Below are 17,463 nucleotides of genomic sequence, written 5' to 3'. Positions count from 1 at the left end.
ATCCCGTAGCAGAGGCGCATGTCGAGCGATGTTGGCGACATGGATGATGGCACCCAATGGGGGGTCGGCCGGCTGCTCGCTCGCGCGGCGGCTGCGGACCTGTGCGCCGATGAAAGGTTGGCGGTCGCCATCGACGATTTCTTTCTTCCCGCCGAATCGCGGCTCGACGAACGGTCGCGTTCCGCCCTTGGCGGAACACTCACCGGACTGGTCTCCGCCGTCGAAGGCGCAGTGGGCCAGCACGCTGCCCGTCTGCTCGCCGCGCGTGAGGCACCGGCGCTTGCCGAGGCATTGGCCAATAGCGAGCCGCTTGTCCTGGGCCGACTGGTCTCGTCCGGCCTGTTGCGGGATGCCGAGCTGATGCGCGAACTGGTCGGCCGTGCGCGTCAGGAGGTACTTGCGGGCGCCTTGCCGGTGACGGCACCGGAAGATCCCGATCGCGCCAGCCTGCTCGCGCGGTTGATCCAGAATAGCGATGGCGTGGTCGCCGGCGCGGCCATGGCGCTGCTGGCGGCCGAAAGCCGACGTCAGGGCGATGCCGACGCGATGGCGACGCGGACCGATCTTCCCGCCGAACTGCATCATCGCCTGACCTGGTGGACCGCGGCGGCGCTTCGCGAACATTTCATCGACATTGCGGGCGACAGCCTTTCAGTGCTCGATCGCGCGCTCATCGACGCGGCGATGCGCAGCGTTTCCTCGCATGACGAAGGCGATCGGCTCGAAGCCGTGGCGATGCGCCTCGCGGCTGCGCTTGATCCGCGTGCCGACGAACTCGCCCCGCTGCTGGTCGAATCCCTGGCGGATCGCCGCCTCTCGCTGTTCGTGGCGCTGATCGGTCATGCGCTCGGCCTGGACTATGCCGATGCGCGCGAGATCGTGCTCGACCCCAGCGGCGACCGCCTCTGGCTGGTGTTGCGCGCGCTGGAGCTCGATCGCGAATCGATCGCGCGGATCGGGCTGGCATTGAGCGAAGCCGATCCCCGCCGCGATCTCGACAGCTTTGCCGAGGCGCTCGACGGCATCGCCGCCACACCGTCGACCAATGCGCGCGCCGCACTCGCACCGTTGCTGCTGCATCCCGATTATCGCGGCGCCCTGCTCGCCCTTGCGCGAGGGGCACGGGCATGAACGTGAACGAACCGATGCTGCCGCCGGTGCGCGGGCTGGTCGATCGCGAGGGCCGGCTGGTCCAGGCCGACCAGCGGCTGATGGATCTCAATATCCGTGCGGGTGGCGGCATCGGTCAGCCGATCGCGATTCCACAGATCGCGAATCTGGCGCGGCTCGCACAGCGTCTCGGCATCCTCGTGTCGCGCGGTGTGGTCGCGGCCGACGGTGACGACGATGTCGAGCTGTGGGTCAGGGCCGAGCCCGAAAAGGCCGGCGTCCGTCTGATGATCACTGGCTGGCGCAGCCGCGCGGCCTGGTATCCCGAGGCCGCGCAGGGCGAACGCGAGGGCGATTTCCTGCGCAGCGCGGGCGACTGGTCGTGGGAGACGGATTCGGCGCTGCGCATCACGTTCCTGTCGATCAGCGCCGGCGCCAAGCACGGGTTCGATTCGGCATCGATGCTCGGCCAGCCGCTGACCCGGTTGTTCGCACTCGGCGAGGATCAGGAAGGATCCTTCCCGATCCTGGGCGGTCTCGCCATGCACCAGCGGTTCGATGGCCAGAATGCGACGATTCGCGCGACCGGCCGCACCGTGCGGCTGTCGGCGACGCCGCGCACCGATGCGGCCGGCGTCTTTGCCGGCTTCATCGGCGCGGCGCACATGATCGAGGATGCGCCGCTCGTTACGCCGCAACCCGAGGCGAGCCCCGAGGATTTGACCGATGCCTTCGCGGCGCGGCTCGACCAGGCGCTGCGCAGCCCGCTCGGCCGGATCATCGCCAATGCCGACAGTATCAACGCCCAGTCGGAAGGGCCGCTGCGCCAGGATTATGCCGATTACGCCGCGGACATCGCGAGCGCTGGCCGGCATCTGATGGGGCTGGTCGACGATCTGGTCGATCTCCAGGCGATCGAGCGCCCCGATTTCGTCGTCGCGCAGGAGCCGGTCGACATGGCCGATGTCGCGCGCCGTGCTGCGGGCCTGCTCGGCGTGCGGGCGTCCGAGGCGCAGGTACGCATCGACAAGCCGGCGCCGCAGGACATGCTGTCTGCGACGGGCGAATTCCGCCGCGCGTTGCAGGTGCTGGTCAATCTGATCGGCAACGCCGTCCGCTATTCGCCGCGCGAGGGCATGGTGTGGATCCGCACCGAGCGCGAGAACGGCATCGCCGCGGTGATAGTCGCCGATCAGGGCAAGGGCATCGCGCTGGAAGACCAGGCGCGCATCTTCGAGAAATTCGAACGCGTCGATCCGCGCGAGCCCGGCGGCAGTGGCCTCGGACTCTACATCGCGCGCAAGCTGGCGCGCGCGATGGGCGGCGACGTGACGGTCGACAGCGCGCCGGGGCAGGGCGCCCGGTTCGTGTTCACGCTACCCTATCGGGACTGATCGCTGCGTCAGGATTTCCCTGTTCCCGTTGCAGGAACAGGGAAATAACAGGGAAATTCTTTTATTTTTGGCTTGAAAGCGTGATTCTGGCGTAGAATATCGCTTCTTTTACAGCTACTTAATGGCAATTTCCCTGTTATCGAATAACAGGGAATTTCGCCGGAATAACAGGGAAAATTCCTGCCAGAACAGGGAAATCCATTTCTGCGACCATGAGAAAGAGCGGGTCGGTGCCCGAAAGCTCCGTCCAGCGCTATCCTGCGGCGAATTATACTTCAGTTGAATCGACGGCCCAACTTCCGTTCGCCCTGAGCTTGTCCAAGGGCTGCCCTTTCTTGCGCGAAAAGAAGAACAAGGCTTCGACAAGCTCAGCCCGAACGGTGGGGAGGCGACCAGCTGCGTTTGTTATCGCCGCCCGATCCTGATCAGCACGATGCCGACAACCGCCAGCAACGCGCCCCATAGCGCCCAGATGCGCTGATCGATCATGAAGCTGGACGCCGGCCACTGGATGTAGCCGGTGCCCTGACCGATCCACAGCAGCCCCATCAGCAACACCAGGAGGCCGCCGATGGTGACTGCGGCGCGCATCACCGGCTCGAGACCGGCGTGTAATCGCGCTGAGTCGGCCCGGTGTAAAGCTGGCGCGGACGGCCGATCTTCTGCGCGGGATCGGAGATCATCTCGTTCCACTGCGCGACCCAGCCGACGGTGCGGGCGAGCGCGAAGAGCGCGGTGAACATCGTCGTCGGGAAGCCGATCGCCGACAGGATCACGCCCGAATAGAAATCGACGTTCGGGAACAGTTTCTTCTCGATGAAGTACGGATCGTTGAGCGCCATTTCCTCGAGATGGAGCGCCACGTCGAACACCGGATCGTTGACGCCCAGCGCCGCGAGCACCTCGCGCACGGTCTGCTGCATCACCGTCGCGCGCGGATCGTAGTTCTTGTAGACGCGGTGGCCGAAGCCCATCAGGCGGAACGGATCGTTCTTGTCCTTGGCGCGCTCGATATAATGCGGGATGCGATCGACCGTGCCGATCTCGCGCAGCATGTTGAGCGCCGCTTCGTTGGCGCCGCCATGCGCCGGGCCCCAGAGACAGGCGATGCCGGCCGCGATGCAGGCGAACGGGTTCGCGCCCGACGAGCCGGCGAGCCGCACGGTCGAGGTCGACGCGTTCTGCTCGTGATCGGCGTGCAGGATGAAGATGCGGTCGAGCGCCTTTTCCACCACCGGGTTCACCACGTAAGGCTCGGCCGGAACGCCGAAGGTCATGCGCAGGAAGTTGCCGGTGTAGGACAGGCTGTTGTCGGGATAGAGGAAGGGCTGACCGACCGAATATTTATACGCCATCGCCGCGATCGTCGGCATCTTCGCGATCAGCCGGTGGCTGGCGATCATGCGCTGGTGCGGATCGGTGATGTCGGCCGAGTCGTGATAGAAAGCGGACAGCGCGCCGACGATGCCGCACATGATCGCCATCGGATGCGCGTCACGGCGGAAGCCGCGATAGAAGGTCGCGAGCTGCTCGTGCAGCATGGTGTGGCGCGAGATGGTGTAGCTGAAGCCTTCGAGCTCCTTCGCGTTCGGCAGCTCGCCGTTCAGGAGGAGATAGGACACTTCCATGAAGCTCGACTGCTCGGCGAGCTGGCCGATCGGATAGCCGCGGTGGAGGAGCACGCCCTCGTCGCCGTCGATATAGGTGATCGCTGAGTCGCAGCTTGCCGTCGAGGTGAAGCCGGGATCGTAGGTGAACATGCCGGTATCGGCATAAAGCCGCCGGATATCGATGACGTCGGGCCCGGTACTGCCAGACATCACCGCATAGTCGTGCGCAGTCCCTGCCACGTCCAGCTTCGCGGTGTTGCTCATCGATATGTCCTTTCTCGAACCCGTCAGGCAGCCATCCGGTCGGCGATGCGGCCCAGGCTCTCGTCGCGCCCGAGCAGCTCGAGCACATCGAAGATCCCGGGCGATGTCTTGCGCCCGGTCAGCGCCGCCCGCAACGGCTGCGCGACCTGACCAAGCTTCACCCCCGCATCGTCCGCGACCCGGCGGACCGCGTCTTCGAGAGCCTCTGCATCCCAGTTGCCAACCGCGTCAAGAGCGGCATGCAGCCGCCCCAGCAACGCCGGCGCGTCGCCCGAGACGAGCGATGCTGCATCCGCGTCCATTTCCAGTGGGCGCGTGCGAAAAAGAAAGGCCGTGCCGGTCGTAAGCTCGTTGAGATTGGCGGCACGGGGCTTCAGCGATTCCATGCTGCGCTGAAGCAATTCGGCCTGCGATTCGGTGATTTCGAAACCGAGACGGGGGATTACCAGCTCGGCCAGCCGCGCATTGTCGCTGCTGCGGATATAATGACCGTTCAGGTTCTCGAGCTTCTTCAGATCGAACCTGCTTGGTGATTTTCCGACATCGGCCAGATCGAACCACTCAGTCGCCTGCTCGCGGCTGATGATCTCGTCATCGCCGTGACCCCAGCCGAGCCGGAGCAGATAATTGCCGAGCGCCTCGGGCAGGATGCCGAGCTCGTCGCGGTAATATTCGACGCCGACCGCGCCGTGGCGCTTCGACAGCTTGCCGCCGTCGCTGCCGTGAATCATCGGAATATGTGCGTAGACCGGCACGGGCCAGCCCATCGCCTTGATGATCGGCAGCTGGCGGAAGGCGTTGTTGAGATGGTCGTCGCCGCGGATGACGTGCGTGACGCCCATGTCGTGATCGTCGACCACCACCGCGAGCATATAGGTCGGCGTGCCGTCCGAGCGCAGCAGGACGAGATCGTCGATCTCCTCATTCTGCACGGTGACGGATCCCTGGACCCGGTCGACGATGGTCGTCGCGCCTTCCTTCGGCGCCTTCAGCCGGACGACGAAGGGTGCGCCCTCGGGCGCCTCGGAAGGGTCGCGGTCGCGCCAGCGGCCGTCATAGCGCATCGGTTTGCCCGCGGCCTTCTGGCTCTCGCGCAGCGCGGTCAGTTCGTCGGGCGTGGCGTAGCAGCGATAGGCGTTGCCCTGCTCGACCATCTGATAGGCGACTTCGGCGTGACGCTTGGCACGCTCGAACTGGTAGACGGTGTCGCCATCCCAATCGAGGCCGAGCCAGGTCATCGAACTGAGGATCGCGTCGATCGCCGGCTGAGTCGAGCGGGCGCGATCGGTATCCTCGATGCGCAGCAGGAACTTGCCGCCGTGATGGCGCGCAAACAGCCAGTTGAACAGCGCCGTGCGGGCGCCGCCAATATGCAGATAACCGGTGGGCGACGGCGCGAAGCGCGTCACCACTGCGGACGTATCGGGCGTGCCGGTATCGGCCGCCGCGGTATCAGACCTTGCGCCCAAACGCGCTTGCTCCCAGACTTGAAAATCGATGGCCAGTACAGCCGCCGAGGCCCCTAGCACGCGACCCCCGTGGCTTCAAATCGTGGCCGGCGATCGGTTGCGCAAGGTGAAGGCATCGATCGAGTTGTGGCTCGAGGCGGAGCGCGATCAGCTTTTCCTGTGGGTGCCGGTATCGTTCGGGGCGGGGATCGCCGCGTGGTTCATGCTGCCCGATCCGGCGTGGTGGTGGACGGTGGTGCTGGCGCTGGCCGGCGTGGCGTTGTTTGCTGTCGCCATTGCACGAGGCGGACGGGCGGGGCGCGTGGTGGCGGTTGGGTCGCTGCTCGCCGCGGCGGGACTCGCGCTGATCTGGTGGCGGGCGGTGAGCTCGGACGGGCAGGTGCTGGCCCGGCCGGTGATCGCGACCTTCGAGGCGCGGGTGGAACGGGTCGAGCCGCTGCCGTCGCGTGACCTGGTTCGGTTGCGGCTGACGCCGATCCGCGTCGTTGCCGTTCCCGCGCGTCCAGGACGCAAGGATACGCGACCGCTGCCGACTCTGCCCCAGCACGTCCGCGTCAATCTGGCCGAGGCGGACGTACCGGCGGGGCTGTCGCGGCGCGCGACGATCCGGCTTGGCGCACGATTGATGCCGCCGCCCCAGCCGGCGGTGCCGGGGGCGTACGACTATGCCCGGGTCGCGTGGTTCGACGGAATCGGTGCGACCGGGCGCGGGTTCGGGCCGGTCGCCATCGTCAGCCCGGGGGCGTCGAGTGGTGCTGGCCTGCGCGAACGGCTGTCGAAACATATCCAGGCAAGCGCACCGGGCGGCGGCGGGGCGATCGCCGCGGCGCTCGCGACCGGGGACCAGGGCGGCATCTCCGAGGAAGATGCCGAAGCGATGCGGCGGTCGGGGCTGGCGCATCTCCTGTCGGTCAGCGGGCTGCACATCACTGCGGTCGTCGGGGCGGTGATGCTGCTGGTGCTGCGGCTGCTTGCGCTCAGCCCGTGGCTGGCGCTTCGCTTCCGCTTGCCGCTCATCGCTGCTGGAGCCGGTGCCGTGGCGGCGATTGGCTATACCTGGCTGACGGGCGCCGAGGTTCCCACCATCCGGTCCTGCGTCGCGGCGCTGCTGGTGCTGATCGCCATGGCGATGGGGCGGGAGGCGATCACCTTGAGGTTGGTCGCGGCCGGCGCCTTCATCGTGTTGTTGCTCTTCCCCGAGGCGCTCGCCGGGCCGAGCTTCCAGCTGTCCTTCGCGGCGGTTGCGGCGATCGTCGCGCTGCACGAGCATCCGCGCGTGAAGGCGTGGTTCGCGCCGCGCGAGCAGAGGTGGTGGCAGAAACTCGGGCGGACCTTGCTGTCGCTGCTGCTGACCGGCGTGGTCGTCGAGCTGTCGCTGATCCCGATCGCGTTGTTCCATTTCCACAAGGCGGGCATCTATGGCGCGGTCGCCAATATCGTGGCGATCCCGTTGACGACCTTCATCGTCATGCCGCTCGAGGCGCTGGCGCTGTTGTTCGACCTGGCCGGGATCGGCGCGCCTCTGTGGTGGCTGACGGCGCGATCGCTCGACCTGCTGCTGTGGATCGCGCATGTCACGGCGAGCATCCCCGGATCGGTCGCGGCACTCCCGGCGATGCCGGGCGGGGCGTTCGGGCTGATGGCGTTCGGCGGGCTATGGGTCGCCCTTTGGCGAACGCGCTGGCGAAGGCTCGGCGCGGTGCCGTTTGCATTGGGGGCGGCCTGGGCGCTGTCGACGCCGACGCCCGACCTGCTCGTTACCGGCGACGGCCGGCATGTCGCCATCCGCACGGCGCGGGGCGGACTGGCGCTGTTGCGTGAGCGGGTCGGCGACTACACCTCCGACATGCTCGCCGAGAATAGCGGGGTCGACGGCGAGCCCCTGTTTCTTTCCGATCAGCCCGAGGCGCGCTGCAGCCGCGATCTCTGTCTGGTCGAGCAGAAGGCGGGCGAGCGGACCTGGCGGATCCTGGCGACGCGGAGCGCTTATCTGGTGCCGGCGGGCGAGCTGATCGCGGCATGCGCCACTGCCGATATCGTGGTCAGTGAACGCTGGCTGCCCGACGGCTGCCGCCCGCGCTGGCTACGGCTCGACCGCGACATGCTGGCCAGGACCGGCGGAGTCGCAGTGACGCTGCGCACTGGCCATGTCGTCACCGTGCTCCAGCCGGGCGACCGCCACCCCTGGCGGGTGGCGGCGCCGGTACCGGTCAGACGTAGCGGCGGAGCAGGCCGGCGAGTTTACCCTGCACGCGCACCTGATCGGGAGAATAACGCTGGGGATCGTACGCGCGGTTCGCCGGGTCGAGGCGGATCATCGCGCCCTCCCGGCGGAAATATTTGAGCGTCGCCTCGCTCTCCTCGATCAGCGCCACGACGATCTCGCCGTCGCGCGCGGTGTCGGCGCGGCGGATAAGCGCATAGTCACCGTCGAGAATACCGGCATCGACCATCGAGTCACCCGAGACTTCGAGCGCATAATGCTCGCCGCCGCCGAGCAGCGCGGCGGGCACCGCGAGCATCGACTGCCCCTCGAACGCCTCGATCGGCACACCGGCCGCGATTCGGCCGTGCAGCGGGATCTCGATCACGTCGTTCGCGGGCTCGGGGATTTTCTTCACATTGCCGGTCGGTGCGGCAACGGCAGCAGCGCCCTTGCGCACTGCCTCGGGCCGCTCCGGCATGCGCAGCACCTCGAGCGCGCGGGCGCGGTTGGGCAGGCGGCGGATGAACTTGCGTTCCTCGAGCGCGCTGATCAGGCGGTGGACGCCCGATTTGGATTTGAGGTCGAGCGCCTCCTTCATTTCCTCGAACGAGGGCGAAACGCCGCTCGCCTCGAGCCGGTCGTTGATGAAGCAGATCAGCTCGTGCTGCTTGCGGGTAAGCATCCCAATTCCTCCGTCGGAACAGACTGGGAACGTTTATGCAATGTTCCGCCGCCGTGTCAAGCGAATGGAAGGATTTCCACCACTTCTCCCGCGCCGAGTACTGGTGCGTGGGGCGGACGGACGATCAGGCAGTCGGCGCGCGCCAGCGTCAGGAGCATCGAGCTGTCCTGTATGGACGCGGCGAAGACATGGCCGTCACGGGTGACGGCGCGGAGATAATCCTGGCGCTGGTCGTTGGCTGGCAGGTCTTCGCCGAGGATCGCGGTGGCGGTGCGGGGCAGCGGATCGAGCGCCCCGGCCATGGTCGCAATGAGCGGGCGGAGGAAGAGGAAGGCCGTGACGAAGGCCGAGACCGGGTTGCCCGGCAGGCCGAGCACCACCGCGTCGCCCAGCCGCCCGGCCATCATCGGCTTGCCCGGGCGGAGCGCGATCCGCCAGAAATCGATGCTGCCGCCCGCCGCTTCGAGCGCGGGGCGGACCAGGTCGTGATTGCCGACCGAGGCGCCGCCGGTGGTAACGATGATATCGGCATCGACTGAAGCGAACGCTGCGGTGGTTACGTCCAGCCGGTCGGGCAGGATGCCCAGGTCGGCCACCTCGACGGGCAGGTCCGCGAGCAGGGCGGCCAGCATCGCGCCGTTTGACTCGGGCAGCGCCGCCTCGGTCAGCGCCGCCTCGGTCAGCGCGGTGCCGGGTGCGACCAGCTCGTCGCCGGTCGCGACGATCGCGACGCGCAGGCGGCGGGTGACGGGGAGGGCGCCGTGCCCGCCGGTCGCCGCCACCGCGATGCGCGCCGGGGTGAGGCGCGCGCCCTGCGGGATGAGCAGGTCGCCGGTGGAGAAATCGAGACCCTTGCGGCGGACGCTCTTGCCCTTCGCGCTGGGCCCTTCGCCGGTGAGCAGGATCAGGTCGCCCTCCTGCCGTGCCTCTTCCTGCACCAGCACGGTGTCGGCTCCCGATGGCATGGCGGCCCCGGTGAAGATGCGCGCCGTCTCCATCGCGCCGACGCTGCCGGTAAAGGGCCGGCCAGCCGCGCTTTCGCCGATCAGGGTGAAGGGGCCGGGCAGGTCGGCGAAGCGGATCGCATAGCCGTCCATCGCCGAGAGATCGCTGGCGGGTTGAGTCCGAACGGCGACGATGTCCTGCGCCACCCATCGACCCGCGGCGTCGCGCAGGGGCACCGTCTCCGTCTCGATCGGAGGCGCGAGCGCGAACAGGCGGGCCTGGGCTTCAGTGACGGAGATCATCCTGCTTCCCTATCCGCGGGGGCGGCAGGGGTCGAGACGGCAAGCGCGTCAGTTACCGCTACCATCTTGCAAACGAGTGTTATAGCAATCGCTTCGGTAGCAGACCGGCCGCGACAAGTCGGCGGGGTGCTTCGCATGGCCGCAGGCTATGTCACGGGGGAAGATGCATGACCGAAGCACCGGCGCCTGACGCCTATAACCGTACTGCCCTGTTCTGGATCTGCGTGCTGGCGCTGTTCACCGCCGCGGTCGCCTTTTCGATGCGCACCGCCGCGTCGGATGCGATCCGCCAGGCGGTGTTCGACCCGATCGACCCGGCCAATTCGGGCCGGATGATCGGCGGCGCGCTCGGTGCGGCGTTCAGCGGGTTCGCTTTCTCGCTGCTGGTGTTGAGCCCGTTCCTCGACGTGATCGGGGCGAAGCGCGTGCTGCTGCTGGCGGCGTGCAGCTTTGTCGGCGGATCGCTGCTGATGGTGCTGGCACCGAGCATGGGTAGCGGCGCCGGCATCGGCACGCTCGTTACGCTCGGCATGGCGCTTACCGGCGTGGGCTGGGGCTGCACCGAGGCCTCGATCAACCCGATGACGGCGGCGCTCTATCCGACCGACAAGACGCACCGGCTCAACGTACTTCACGCCTGGTGGCCGGCGGGCATCGTCGTCGGCGGGCTGGCGAGCATCGGCGTCGGGCAGATCGGGCTCGACTGGCGTTGGGACATCGCGCTGATCATGGTGCCGGGCATCGCCTTCGGCCTGTGGACGCTCACCCAGAAATTCCCGCCGACCGAAAGCGCTGCGCTGGGCGTCGGGTTCGGCGAGATGATCGCGGTGCCGTTCAAGCGGCCGACCTTCTGGATCTTCTTCGCGATCATGTTCCTGACCGCTTCGACCGAGCTGGCGCCGGGGTCCTGGGTCGATGTCGCGCTGACTCACACGGTAGGCATGAAGGGCATCCTCCTGCTCGTCTATGTCTCGGCGATCATGTTCGTGATGCGGCATTTTGCCGGGGTGCTGTCGCATCGCGTCTCCGACATGGGGCTGTTGTGGCTGTGCACCGTGCCGGCGGCTTTGGGCCTGTATCTGCTGAGCGTCGCCTCGTCGCCGGTCACCGCTCTGGTCGCGGCGACGGTATGGGCGGTCGGCGTCGCCTTCATGTGGCCGACCATGATTGCGGCGGTGTCGCATCGCTATCCGCGCGGCGGGCCCTGGACGATCGGGCTGGTCGGTTTTGCCGGCGCGATGGCAATCCAGCTGGTGCTGCCCAAGCTCGGCGCGATCTACGACAAGGCCAAGCTGGAGCGGGCAGGGGGCGAGGCAGCGTTCGCCGCGCTGCAGCCGGGGCCGGTGCTGAACGATGTGCTGGCCTATGCGGCGACGCGCTCCTTCCAGGTCGTGGCGCTGATCCCGGTCGTGTTGTTCGTGATCTTCGGCGTGGTGCGCATCCTCGAACGGAAACGCCGGCTCGGCGGCGGAGACGACTGACCGCGCTACCCAAGCGCCGCCGCGCTGCTATGCTCCGGCTTTGGCTGCGAAGAGGTAAGAGCATGCGGTTGTTGAGCGGGCTTGGTCTCTGGGTTTTGTCGCTGGTCGCACTGGCGCCGGTCCAGGCCGAGACGATCGCCTTTACCGGCGCGCGGGTGATCGACGGCACCGGCAAGGCGCCGATCGCGAACGGCGTGGTGGTGGTGACCGACGGCAAGATCGTCGCAGTCGGCACCAAGGCGGGGACCCGGGTCCCCGCCGGCGCCACGGTGATCGACGTGACCGGCAAGACGATCATGCCCGGCATCGTCAACGCGCATGGCCATCTGTTCTTCGACGCGAAGTCGGCGGTGCCGCCGCGCACGCAGCTCACGGACCAACTCGCGCTTTATGCCCGGTACGGCGTCACCACCGTCTACAGCCTGGGCGATGACGGGGTGGAGACGGTGAAGCTGCGCGACGAGTTGCGCACCGCGCCGTTCGGGCCCGGCATGGCCCGGCTCTATGTCTCGGGGCCAGTGCTCAATGCGAAGACGCCCGAGGAAGGCCGGGCCAATGTGACCGCCAATGCCGCGCGCGACGTCGACATCATCAAGATCCGGCTGGAAGGGCCACCCGACGCGCCGATCCGCACCCCGGCCGTCTATGGCGCGATGATCGACCAGGCGCATCTCGAGAAGCTGCGCATCGCCGTCCATATGTTCACCGCCGACGAGACAAAGGGCGTGGTCGATGCCGGCGCCGACCTGCTCGCTCACAGCATCCGCGACCGCGATGCCGATCCGGCGCTGATCGCCGCGATCAAGGCGAACGGCGTGGGTTATATCCCGACCTTGACGCGCGACCTGTCGGTATTCGTCTATGAATCCACCCCCGATTTCACGACCGATCCCTTCTTCACGAAGGAAGCGGCCTATCGCGCCCCGCTCGCCCCGCTGCTCGACCCGGAGGCTCAGGCCAGGGTGAAGGCGAGCGCCAGTGCCCAGGCGATCAAGCCGGCGCTGGAACAGGCCAAGCGCAACCTCAAGCTGCTGTCCGATGCCGGCGTGCAGATCGCGATGGGGACCGATACCGGCGCCCCCACCGGCCGCTGGCAGGGCTATTTCGAGCATCTCGAAATGCAGATGATGGTCGAAGCCGGCCTGACGCCGATGAAGGTGCTGGTCGCCGCGACGGGCGGTGCCGCCAAGGTGATGCGGATCGACGACATGGTCGGCACGCTCAGGCCCGGGCGGCAGGCCGATTTGCTGGTGCTCGGCGCCAATCCGCTGGCCGATATCCGCAACACGCACAGCCTGGAGCAGGTCTGGATCGCCGGCCGCAAGCTGGATTGAGGATTTCCAACAACGACTCGGATGTATCGCCGTTTCAGCGGTATTATTTTTTCTTCCGCTGTTATGTTGGATTTTCGGCTCGATTTTTCGACCTGTTTCCAGCGCGTTAGGCTGCGTTTTCCCTGTTACGGATAACAGAGGAAAAAATCGGCTGATTCTGGCGAAACAGACGAAGTTTTCCGCTGTAACGCGCTAGCCGAGCCAGCAACATTCAGGACTACGATGAGAAAGAGCGCCGGATTCCCGGCGGCGTCCCGCTCGCACAGATTGTTTCCCGGTTGAATCGAGCCGATCGTTCCGCCACCGAAATCACCCTGTCATTCCTTGGACTTATTCCGGGCCTAGGGCCCCGACCCGTGGGGCTCGTCCAGCGAAATCGATAACGATTCGAGGGACCGTGACGTTCGTCTCGGTTCGGGAAAAGCCGCGCGCCTTGTTCAGATTAAAAGGGATTCCCCGTGTCCAGATCGACCGTTGCCAAATCTTCGCTCCTGTTCGGCGCCGCTATCAGCGCGCTGCTCTGTTCGACCGGGGCTTTCGCCCAGGAAGCCGCCGCGCCGGCGGCGCAGGAGTCGACGGACGCCGGGTTGAACGACATCGTGGTGACGGCGGAGCGGCGCCCCGAGACGGTGCTGAAATCGCCCCTGTCGGTCACGGCGCTCACCGGTGATTCGCTGCGCTCCTTCCAGACCGGCGGCGACGACATCCTGTCGCTCTCCGGCCGCGTGCCCGGCCTCTATGCCGAGACCACGACCGGTCGCATCTTCCCGCGCTTCTACATCCGCGGCCTCGGCAATATCGATTTCTATCTCGGCGCGTCGCAGCCGGTGTCGATCATCCAGGACGATGTCGTGCTCGAACATGTCGTGCTGAAGTCGAACCCGGTGTTCGACGTGGCGCAGACCGAAGTGCTGCGCGGTCCGCAGGGGTCGCTGTTCGGCCGCAACACCACGGCGGGCATCATCAAGTTCGACACGATCAAGCCGACCCAGCAGTTCGAAGGCCGCGGGCAATTCTCCTATGGCAGCTACAACACGATCACGGCCGATGCCGGCGTGGGCGGCCCGATCGTTCAGGACCTGCTCGCGTTCCGCGTCTCGGCGCTCTACCAGCACCGCGACAACTGGGTCGACAACACTTTCACCGGTGTCAGCGCCGACGGCACCGTCTCGCCGCAGAAGGATGCGATGGGCGGCTTCGACGAGCGCGACGTCCGTCTCCAGCTGCTCTTCACCCCGGGCGACCGCTTCTCGGTCAATATCTCGGCGCACGCGCGCGACTATGACGGCACGTCGACCCTGTTCCACCGCGCCGCGCTGAAGAAGGGCTCGAACAGCGTCGATGCCGAGCCGCGCGACAAGGTCGCGTTCGACGAGGCGATGAACAACCCGCAGGCCTATACGACCTATGGCGAGTCGGTTCGCGCCGCCTATGATTTCGGCGGCGTCGTGCTGACCTCGATCAGCGCGTACGAGACGACCCAGGGGTATAGCCGCGGCGATACCGATGGCGGCGCGGCCGCCAATTTCGGCGGCACCGGCTTCGGTGAATCGCAGGGCAATGTCCGCAGCCTCGACCAGCTCACCCAGGAAGTCCGGCTCGCCAGCGACGGCGACAACCCCTTCAAGTGGCAGGTCGGCGGCATGTATTTCGACCAGCGCGACATCACCGATTTCTACCAGCGCGCCTATTTCCTCACCACCGCCGCGCGGAACCCGAACAACTGGGTGCGCCTGCATGACGTGAACACTTCGTGGGCAGCGTTCGGCCAGGTCAGCTACAAGATCCTGCCGGGCCTGACGCTCACCGCCGGCGGCCGCGTGACCGAGGACAAGAAGACCACCCAGCTGCTGAAGACGGCCAACACCGCGGCGAACGCCGTGACCTATACCGGCCGCCGCTTCGTCGAGCTGAAGGACACGCAGCCGAGCTGGGATTTCAGCGCGCTGTACGAGGCAAGCTCCGACCTGAGCCTCTATGCCCGCGTCGCACGCGGCTTCCGCGGCCCGACCATCCAGGGCCGTTCGGCCGTGTTCAATTCGGACTTCACCACGGCGAATTCGGAGACGATCCTGTCCTGGGAAGCTGGCTTCAAGAGCCGGCTGTTCAACAACATGCTGAGCCTGAACGCGACGGCCTTCACCTACACGGTCGACGACATCCAGCTGAACGGCAATGATTCCAACGGCAACGGCGTGCTGTTCAATGCGGACAAGGCCAAGGCATACGGCCTGGAAGCCGAGGCGGAGTTCCGCCCCACGTCCAATTTGAGCCTCGGCCTGGGCCTCAGCCTGCTGCACAGCGAGATCAAGGACAAGCGCGTCTATGCGCAGGTCTGCGCGCTGAACGGCGTGGTGGTCTGCACCGTGCAGAACCCGACGATCACGGTGCCCGTCTTCGGGTCGCCGGCGGTGTTTGCGCAGATCGACGGCCAGCCGCTGCCGAACGCGCCGGAATATACCGTCAATTTCAACGGCCGCTACGATGTGCCGCTGGGCAATGGCGGCAAGGTCTTCCTCGCCACTGACTGGAACCTGCAGGGCTATACGAACTTCGTGCTCTACAAGACCAAGGAGTTCTATTCGGACGGCACCTTCGAGGGCGGCCTGAAGGTCGGTTACACCGCGCCGGGCGGGGCCTATGAGGTTGCGCTGTTCGGCCGCAACATCACCAACGAGAAGAACCTGAAGGGTGTGATCGAGAATTACATGGCGGCGGTGTTCAACGAACCGCGCGTCATCGGCATCTCGGTGAGCGGCAAGTTCCGCTAAGCACTGTGACCTGATCGCCGCCCGTCGCACCTTGGTGCTGACGGGCGGCGCTCGGTATTTGCTCAGCCGGCCATGCGGGCGAGTTCCTCGCCCAGCTTGTCGAGCGTCTGGCTCCAGCCCATCGGCGCGCCCTGGACCATCATCGGCGCCAAGGTCATGTCGGCGAAGACATAGGTCTGCACGACGTCGATCCGCGTGCCGCCGGCCTCGTCCGAGAAATTCACCTCGGTCCACGCGTTGAACAGCAATTTCCCGTCGCCGCCCTCGGCGCGCAGATCGAGTACCAACCGTTCGTCCGGTACGAGCTCGGCCACGCTCCCACGCGACCAATGCTCCGTGCCGTCCGGCCCGCGCATGCAGACGTCGAAGGTGCCGCCGATCCGCATGTCGACGGTCGCCTCGGGGACCGTGAACACCGCGGGCGCGAACCATTGCTTCACATGCTCGGCCGTACTCCAAGCCTCGAACGCGAGCGCGCGCGGCACCGGATAGACGCGCGAGATGCGCAGGGGTTCAGCCGTTTCAGCCTTTTGTGCCATGATCTTCTCCTTTGTTCATGAGCGTTTCGAGATAGTCGCCGAGCCGGTCGAGGCGGTGATCCCATTCGACGCGGCGCTGCTGGATCCATTGCTCCGCCTGGCCGAGCGCCGCGGTATCGAGGCTGCAGGTGCGCACCCGGCCGATCTTTTCCGACCGGACGAGCCCCGAGCTTTCGAGCAGGGAGAGGTGCTGCATCACCGCGGGCAGCGACATGGCGAGCGGGCGGGCAAGCTCGCTGACCGAGGCCTCGCCACGCGACAGCCGCTCGACGATCGACCGGCGCGTGCGGTCGGCCAGGGCGCTGAAGGCGAGATCGAGCGAATCGTGTTGGTTAAGCATATGCCTAACTATCGCGACGACAATAGTTAGGCAATAGCTTTAGTGTTGGGCAGGCGCGGTTTCGCTGTTCGCCGCGAGTTCTGCAAGCAAGGCACGAACGGGCGGCGAGTCGACCAGGGCCGGGCGAGTGATGGCCTGAACTTGACGTCGCAACGTCATGCCTGTCGGGATCTTGCACTCCACAGAGTCAGCCCCAGGTGTTTGAACCGCCAGTTGTGGAACGAAGCTGACACCCAGCCCGGCCGCCACGAGCCTGAGGATGAGCTCATAATCATCGACTTCATGGGTCACGCGCGGCGCGAAGCCAGCTACGGCGCAGGCGCGATCGAGCAGTATACGGTCATATGCATGGCGGGAGCCCACAATCCACTCGGCTTCCTCGAATTGCTCCAATCGAACGGCGCGCGGTCGAGAGGTAGGTGTGCCCGGCACGGCAAGCAGCACCGGTTCATCCAGCAGCGGCTCGACCACGAGGTCCCTGGTTCCTGGCCGGGGCACGAGATTATAGCTGAAGGTGATTGCAAGATGGCAGCGGCCCGAGCGAACCGCAGCGACAGCATCCGCTGGCTCAAGCTCATGGACCACCACATGAATGTCCGGATACCGTGCCTTCGCGCGCACGATGGCGGGTACGAGGCGGGCCTTCGCAAAGGATGAAAAGCACGCGATGGCCACTTCGCCTCTGGGCGATCCCTTGTCCGTCGCCATGTCGAGGCGTGCCGTTTCCGCAATCTGCAGAATCGCCTCCGCATGAGCTGCCATCCGCTTGCCTTCGTCGGTGAGCTGAACGCGACGGCCTATTCTTTCGAACAACGATGCGTTGACCTCGCGCTCGAGCACCGCGAGCTGCTGCGAGACCGCGGAGGACGTCTGGCCGAACGCCTCGGCAACCGCCGACATCGTTCCGCGACGTGCAAGCTCCCGAAGCAGCCTCAGGCGAGCAAGGTCAAACATCAAGATATTCTTACATGATCGTTTACATCTGTGAAGTGGACCTGAAGGAAAGAATAGCGGAA

13 protein-coding genes and 1 pseudogene are annotated in these 17,463 nt (G+C 66.3%); 6 read left to right on the top strand and 8 right to left on the bottom strand.

Annotated features, from left to right (window positions below):
* The first annotated feature begins 18 nt into the window (after nt 1-18).
* Both WC729_RS08300 and WC729_RS08295 read left to right on the top strand, forming a co-directional pair.
* The gene (locus tag WC729_RS08300) at nt 19-1,131 is read left to right on the top strand and encodes a DUF2336 domain-containing protein (RefSeq protein ID WP_372851506.1); all 1,113 of its coding nucleotides are present in this window, start codon (nt 19-21) and stop codon (nt 1,129-1,131) included.
* The gene (locus tag WC729_RS08295; RefSeq protein ID WP_372851504.1) at nt 1,128-2,504 is read left to right on the top strand and encodes an ATP-binding protein; all 1,377 of its coding nucleotides are present in this window, start codon (nt 1,128-1,130) and stop codon (nt 2,502-2,504) included. The genes WC729_RS08300 and WC729_RS08295 overlap by 4 nt, the downstream gene beginning before the upstream one ends.
* 405 nt (nt 2,505-2,909) lie before the next feature.
* Here WC729_RS08295 and WC729_RS08290 read toward each other — a convergent pair whose 3' ends face one another.
* The 3 genes from WC729_RS08290 to gltX are packed head-to-tail and all read right to left on the bottom strand — an operon-like array spanning nt 2,910 to nt 5,847.
* Nucleotides 2,910-3,095: a hypothetical protein gene (locus WC729_RS08290; protein ID WP_372851502.1), complete on the bottom strand. Its 186-nt coding sequence runs from the start codon at nt 3,093-3,095 to the stop codon at nt 2,910-2,912.
* Complete coding sequence (locus WC729_RS08285) at nt 3,095-4,378, bottom strand: citrate synthase (RefSeq protein ID WP_372851500.1); 1,284 nt, start codon at nt 4,376-4,378, stop codon at nt 3,095-3,097. The genes WC729_RS08290 and WC729_RS08285 overlap by 1 nt, the downstream gene beginning before the upstream one ends.
* A 23-nt stretch (nt 4,379-4,401) precedes the next feature.
* Nucleotides 4,402-5,847, bottom strand: coding sequence for a glutamate--tRNA ligase (gene gltX / locus WC729_RS08280; RefSeq protein ID WP_372851498.1), 1,446 nt, complete (start codon nt 5,845-5,847; stop codon nt 4,402-4,404).
* A 28-nt stretch (nt 5,848-5,875) separates the two neighbouring features.
* On the opposite strand from gltX, the pseudogene WC729_RS08275 reads away from it, so the two are divergent.
* Nucleotides 5,876-8,086: pseudogene (locus tag WC729_RS08275) on the top strand (ComEC/Rec2 family competence protein); the annotation flags it as partial.
* Here WC729_RS08275 and lexA read toward each other — a convergent pair.
* A complete protein-coding gene (lexA, locus tag WC729_RS08270; protein ID WP_372851496.1) occupies nt 8,058-8,735 on the bottom strand; it encodes a transcriptional repressor LexA in 678 nt (225 codons plus the stop codon). The pseudogene WC729_RS08275 and the gene lexA overlap by 29 nt on opposite strands.
* A 56-nt stretch (nt 8,736-8,791) precedes the next feature.
* Nucleotides 8,792-9,982: a molybdopterin molybdotransferase MoeA gene (locus tag WC729_RS08265; protein WP_372851494.1), complete on the bottom strand. Its 1,191-nt coding sequence runs from the start codon at nt 9,980-9,982 to the stop codon at nt 8,792-8,794.
* A 167-nt stretch (nt 9,983-10,149) separates the two neighbouring features.
* On the opposite strand from WC729_RS08265, the gene WC729_RS08260 reads away from it, so the two are divergent.
* The 3 genes from WC729_RS08260 (at nt 10,150) to WC729_RS08250 (ending at nt 15,568) form a co-directional block, all read left to right on the top strand.
* Entirely contained in the window at nt 10,150-11,463 is a 1,314-nt protein-coding gene (locus WC729_RS08260; RefSeq protein ID WP_372851492.1) for a sugar MFS transporter, read from the top strand.
* Nucleotides 11,464-11,525: 62 nt separating this feature from the next.
* Entirely contained in the window at nt 11,526-12,797 is a 1,272-nt protein-coding gene (locus WC729_RS08255) for an amidohydrolase family protein (protein ID WP_372851490.1), read from the top strand.
* 458 nt (nt 12,798-13,255) lie between these two features.
* Complete coding sequence (locus tag WC729_RS08250; protein ID WP_372851488.1) at nt 13,256-15,568, top strand: TonB-dependent receptor; 2,313 nt, start codon at nt 13,256-13,258, stop codon at nt 15,566-15,568.
* A gap of 62 nt (nt 15,569-15,630) precedes the next feature.
* Here WC729_RS08250 and WC729_RS08245 read toward each other — a convergent pair whose 3' ends face one another.
* Genes WC729_RS08245 through WC729_RS08235 form a run of 3 tightly spaced genes read right to left on the bottom strand, consistent with a single transcriptional unit; the run spans nt 15,631 to nt 17,401 of the window.
* Entirely contained in the window at nt 15,631-16,107 is a 477-nt protein-coding gene (locus WC729_RS08245; protein WP_372851486.1) for an SRPBCC domain-containing protein, read from the bottom strand.
* On the bottom strand, nt 16,091-16,447 hold the full coding sequence (locus tag WC729_RS08240) for an ArsR/SmtB family transcription factor (protein WP_372851484.1): 357 nt from the start codon (nt 16,445-16,447) through the stop codon (nt 16,091-16,093). Before WC729_RS08240 ends, WC729_RS08245 begins: the two co-directional genes overlap by 17 nt.
* A gap of 39 nt (nt 16,448-16,486) precedes the next feature.
* Entirely contained in the window at nt 16,487-17,401 is a 915-nt protein-coding gene (locus WC729_RS08235) for a LysR family transcriptional regulator (RefSeq protein WP_372851482.1), read from the bottom strand.
* Between the last annotated feature and the right edge of the window lie 62 nt (nt 17,402-17,463).

The organism is Sphingomonas sp., from assembly GCF_041661825.1.
Lineage (GTDB): Bacteria > Pseudomonadota > Alphaproteobacteria > Sphingomonadales > Sphingomonadaceae > Sphingomonas.
Note: the sequence above shows the minus strand (reverse complement) of the source record. Positions and strands in the feature narration are given on the sequence as shown.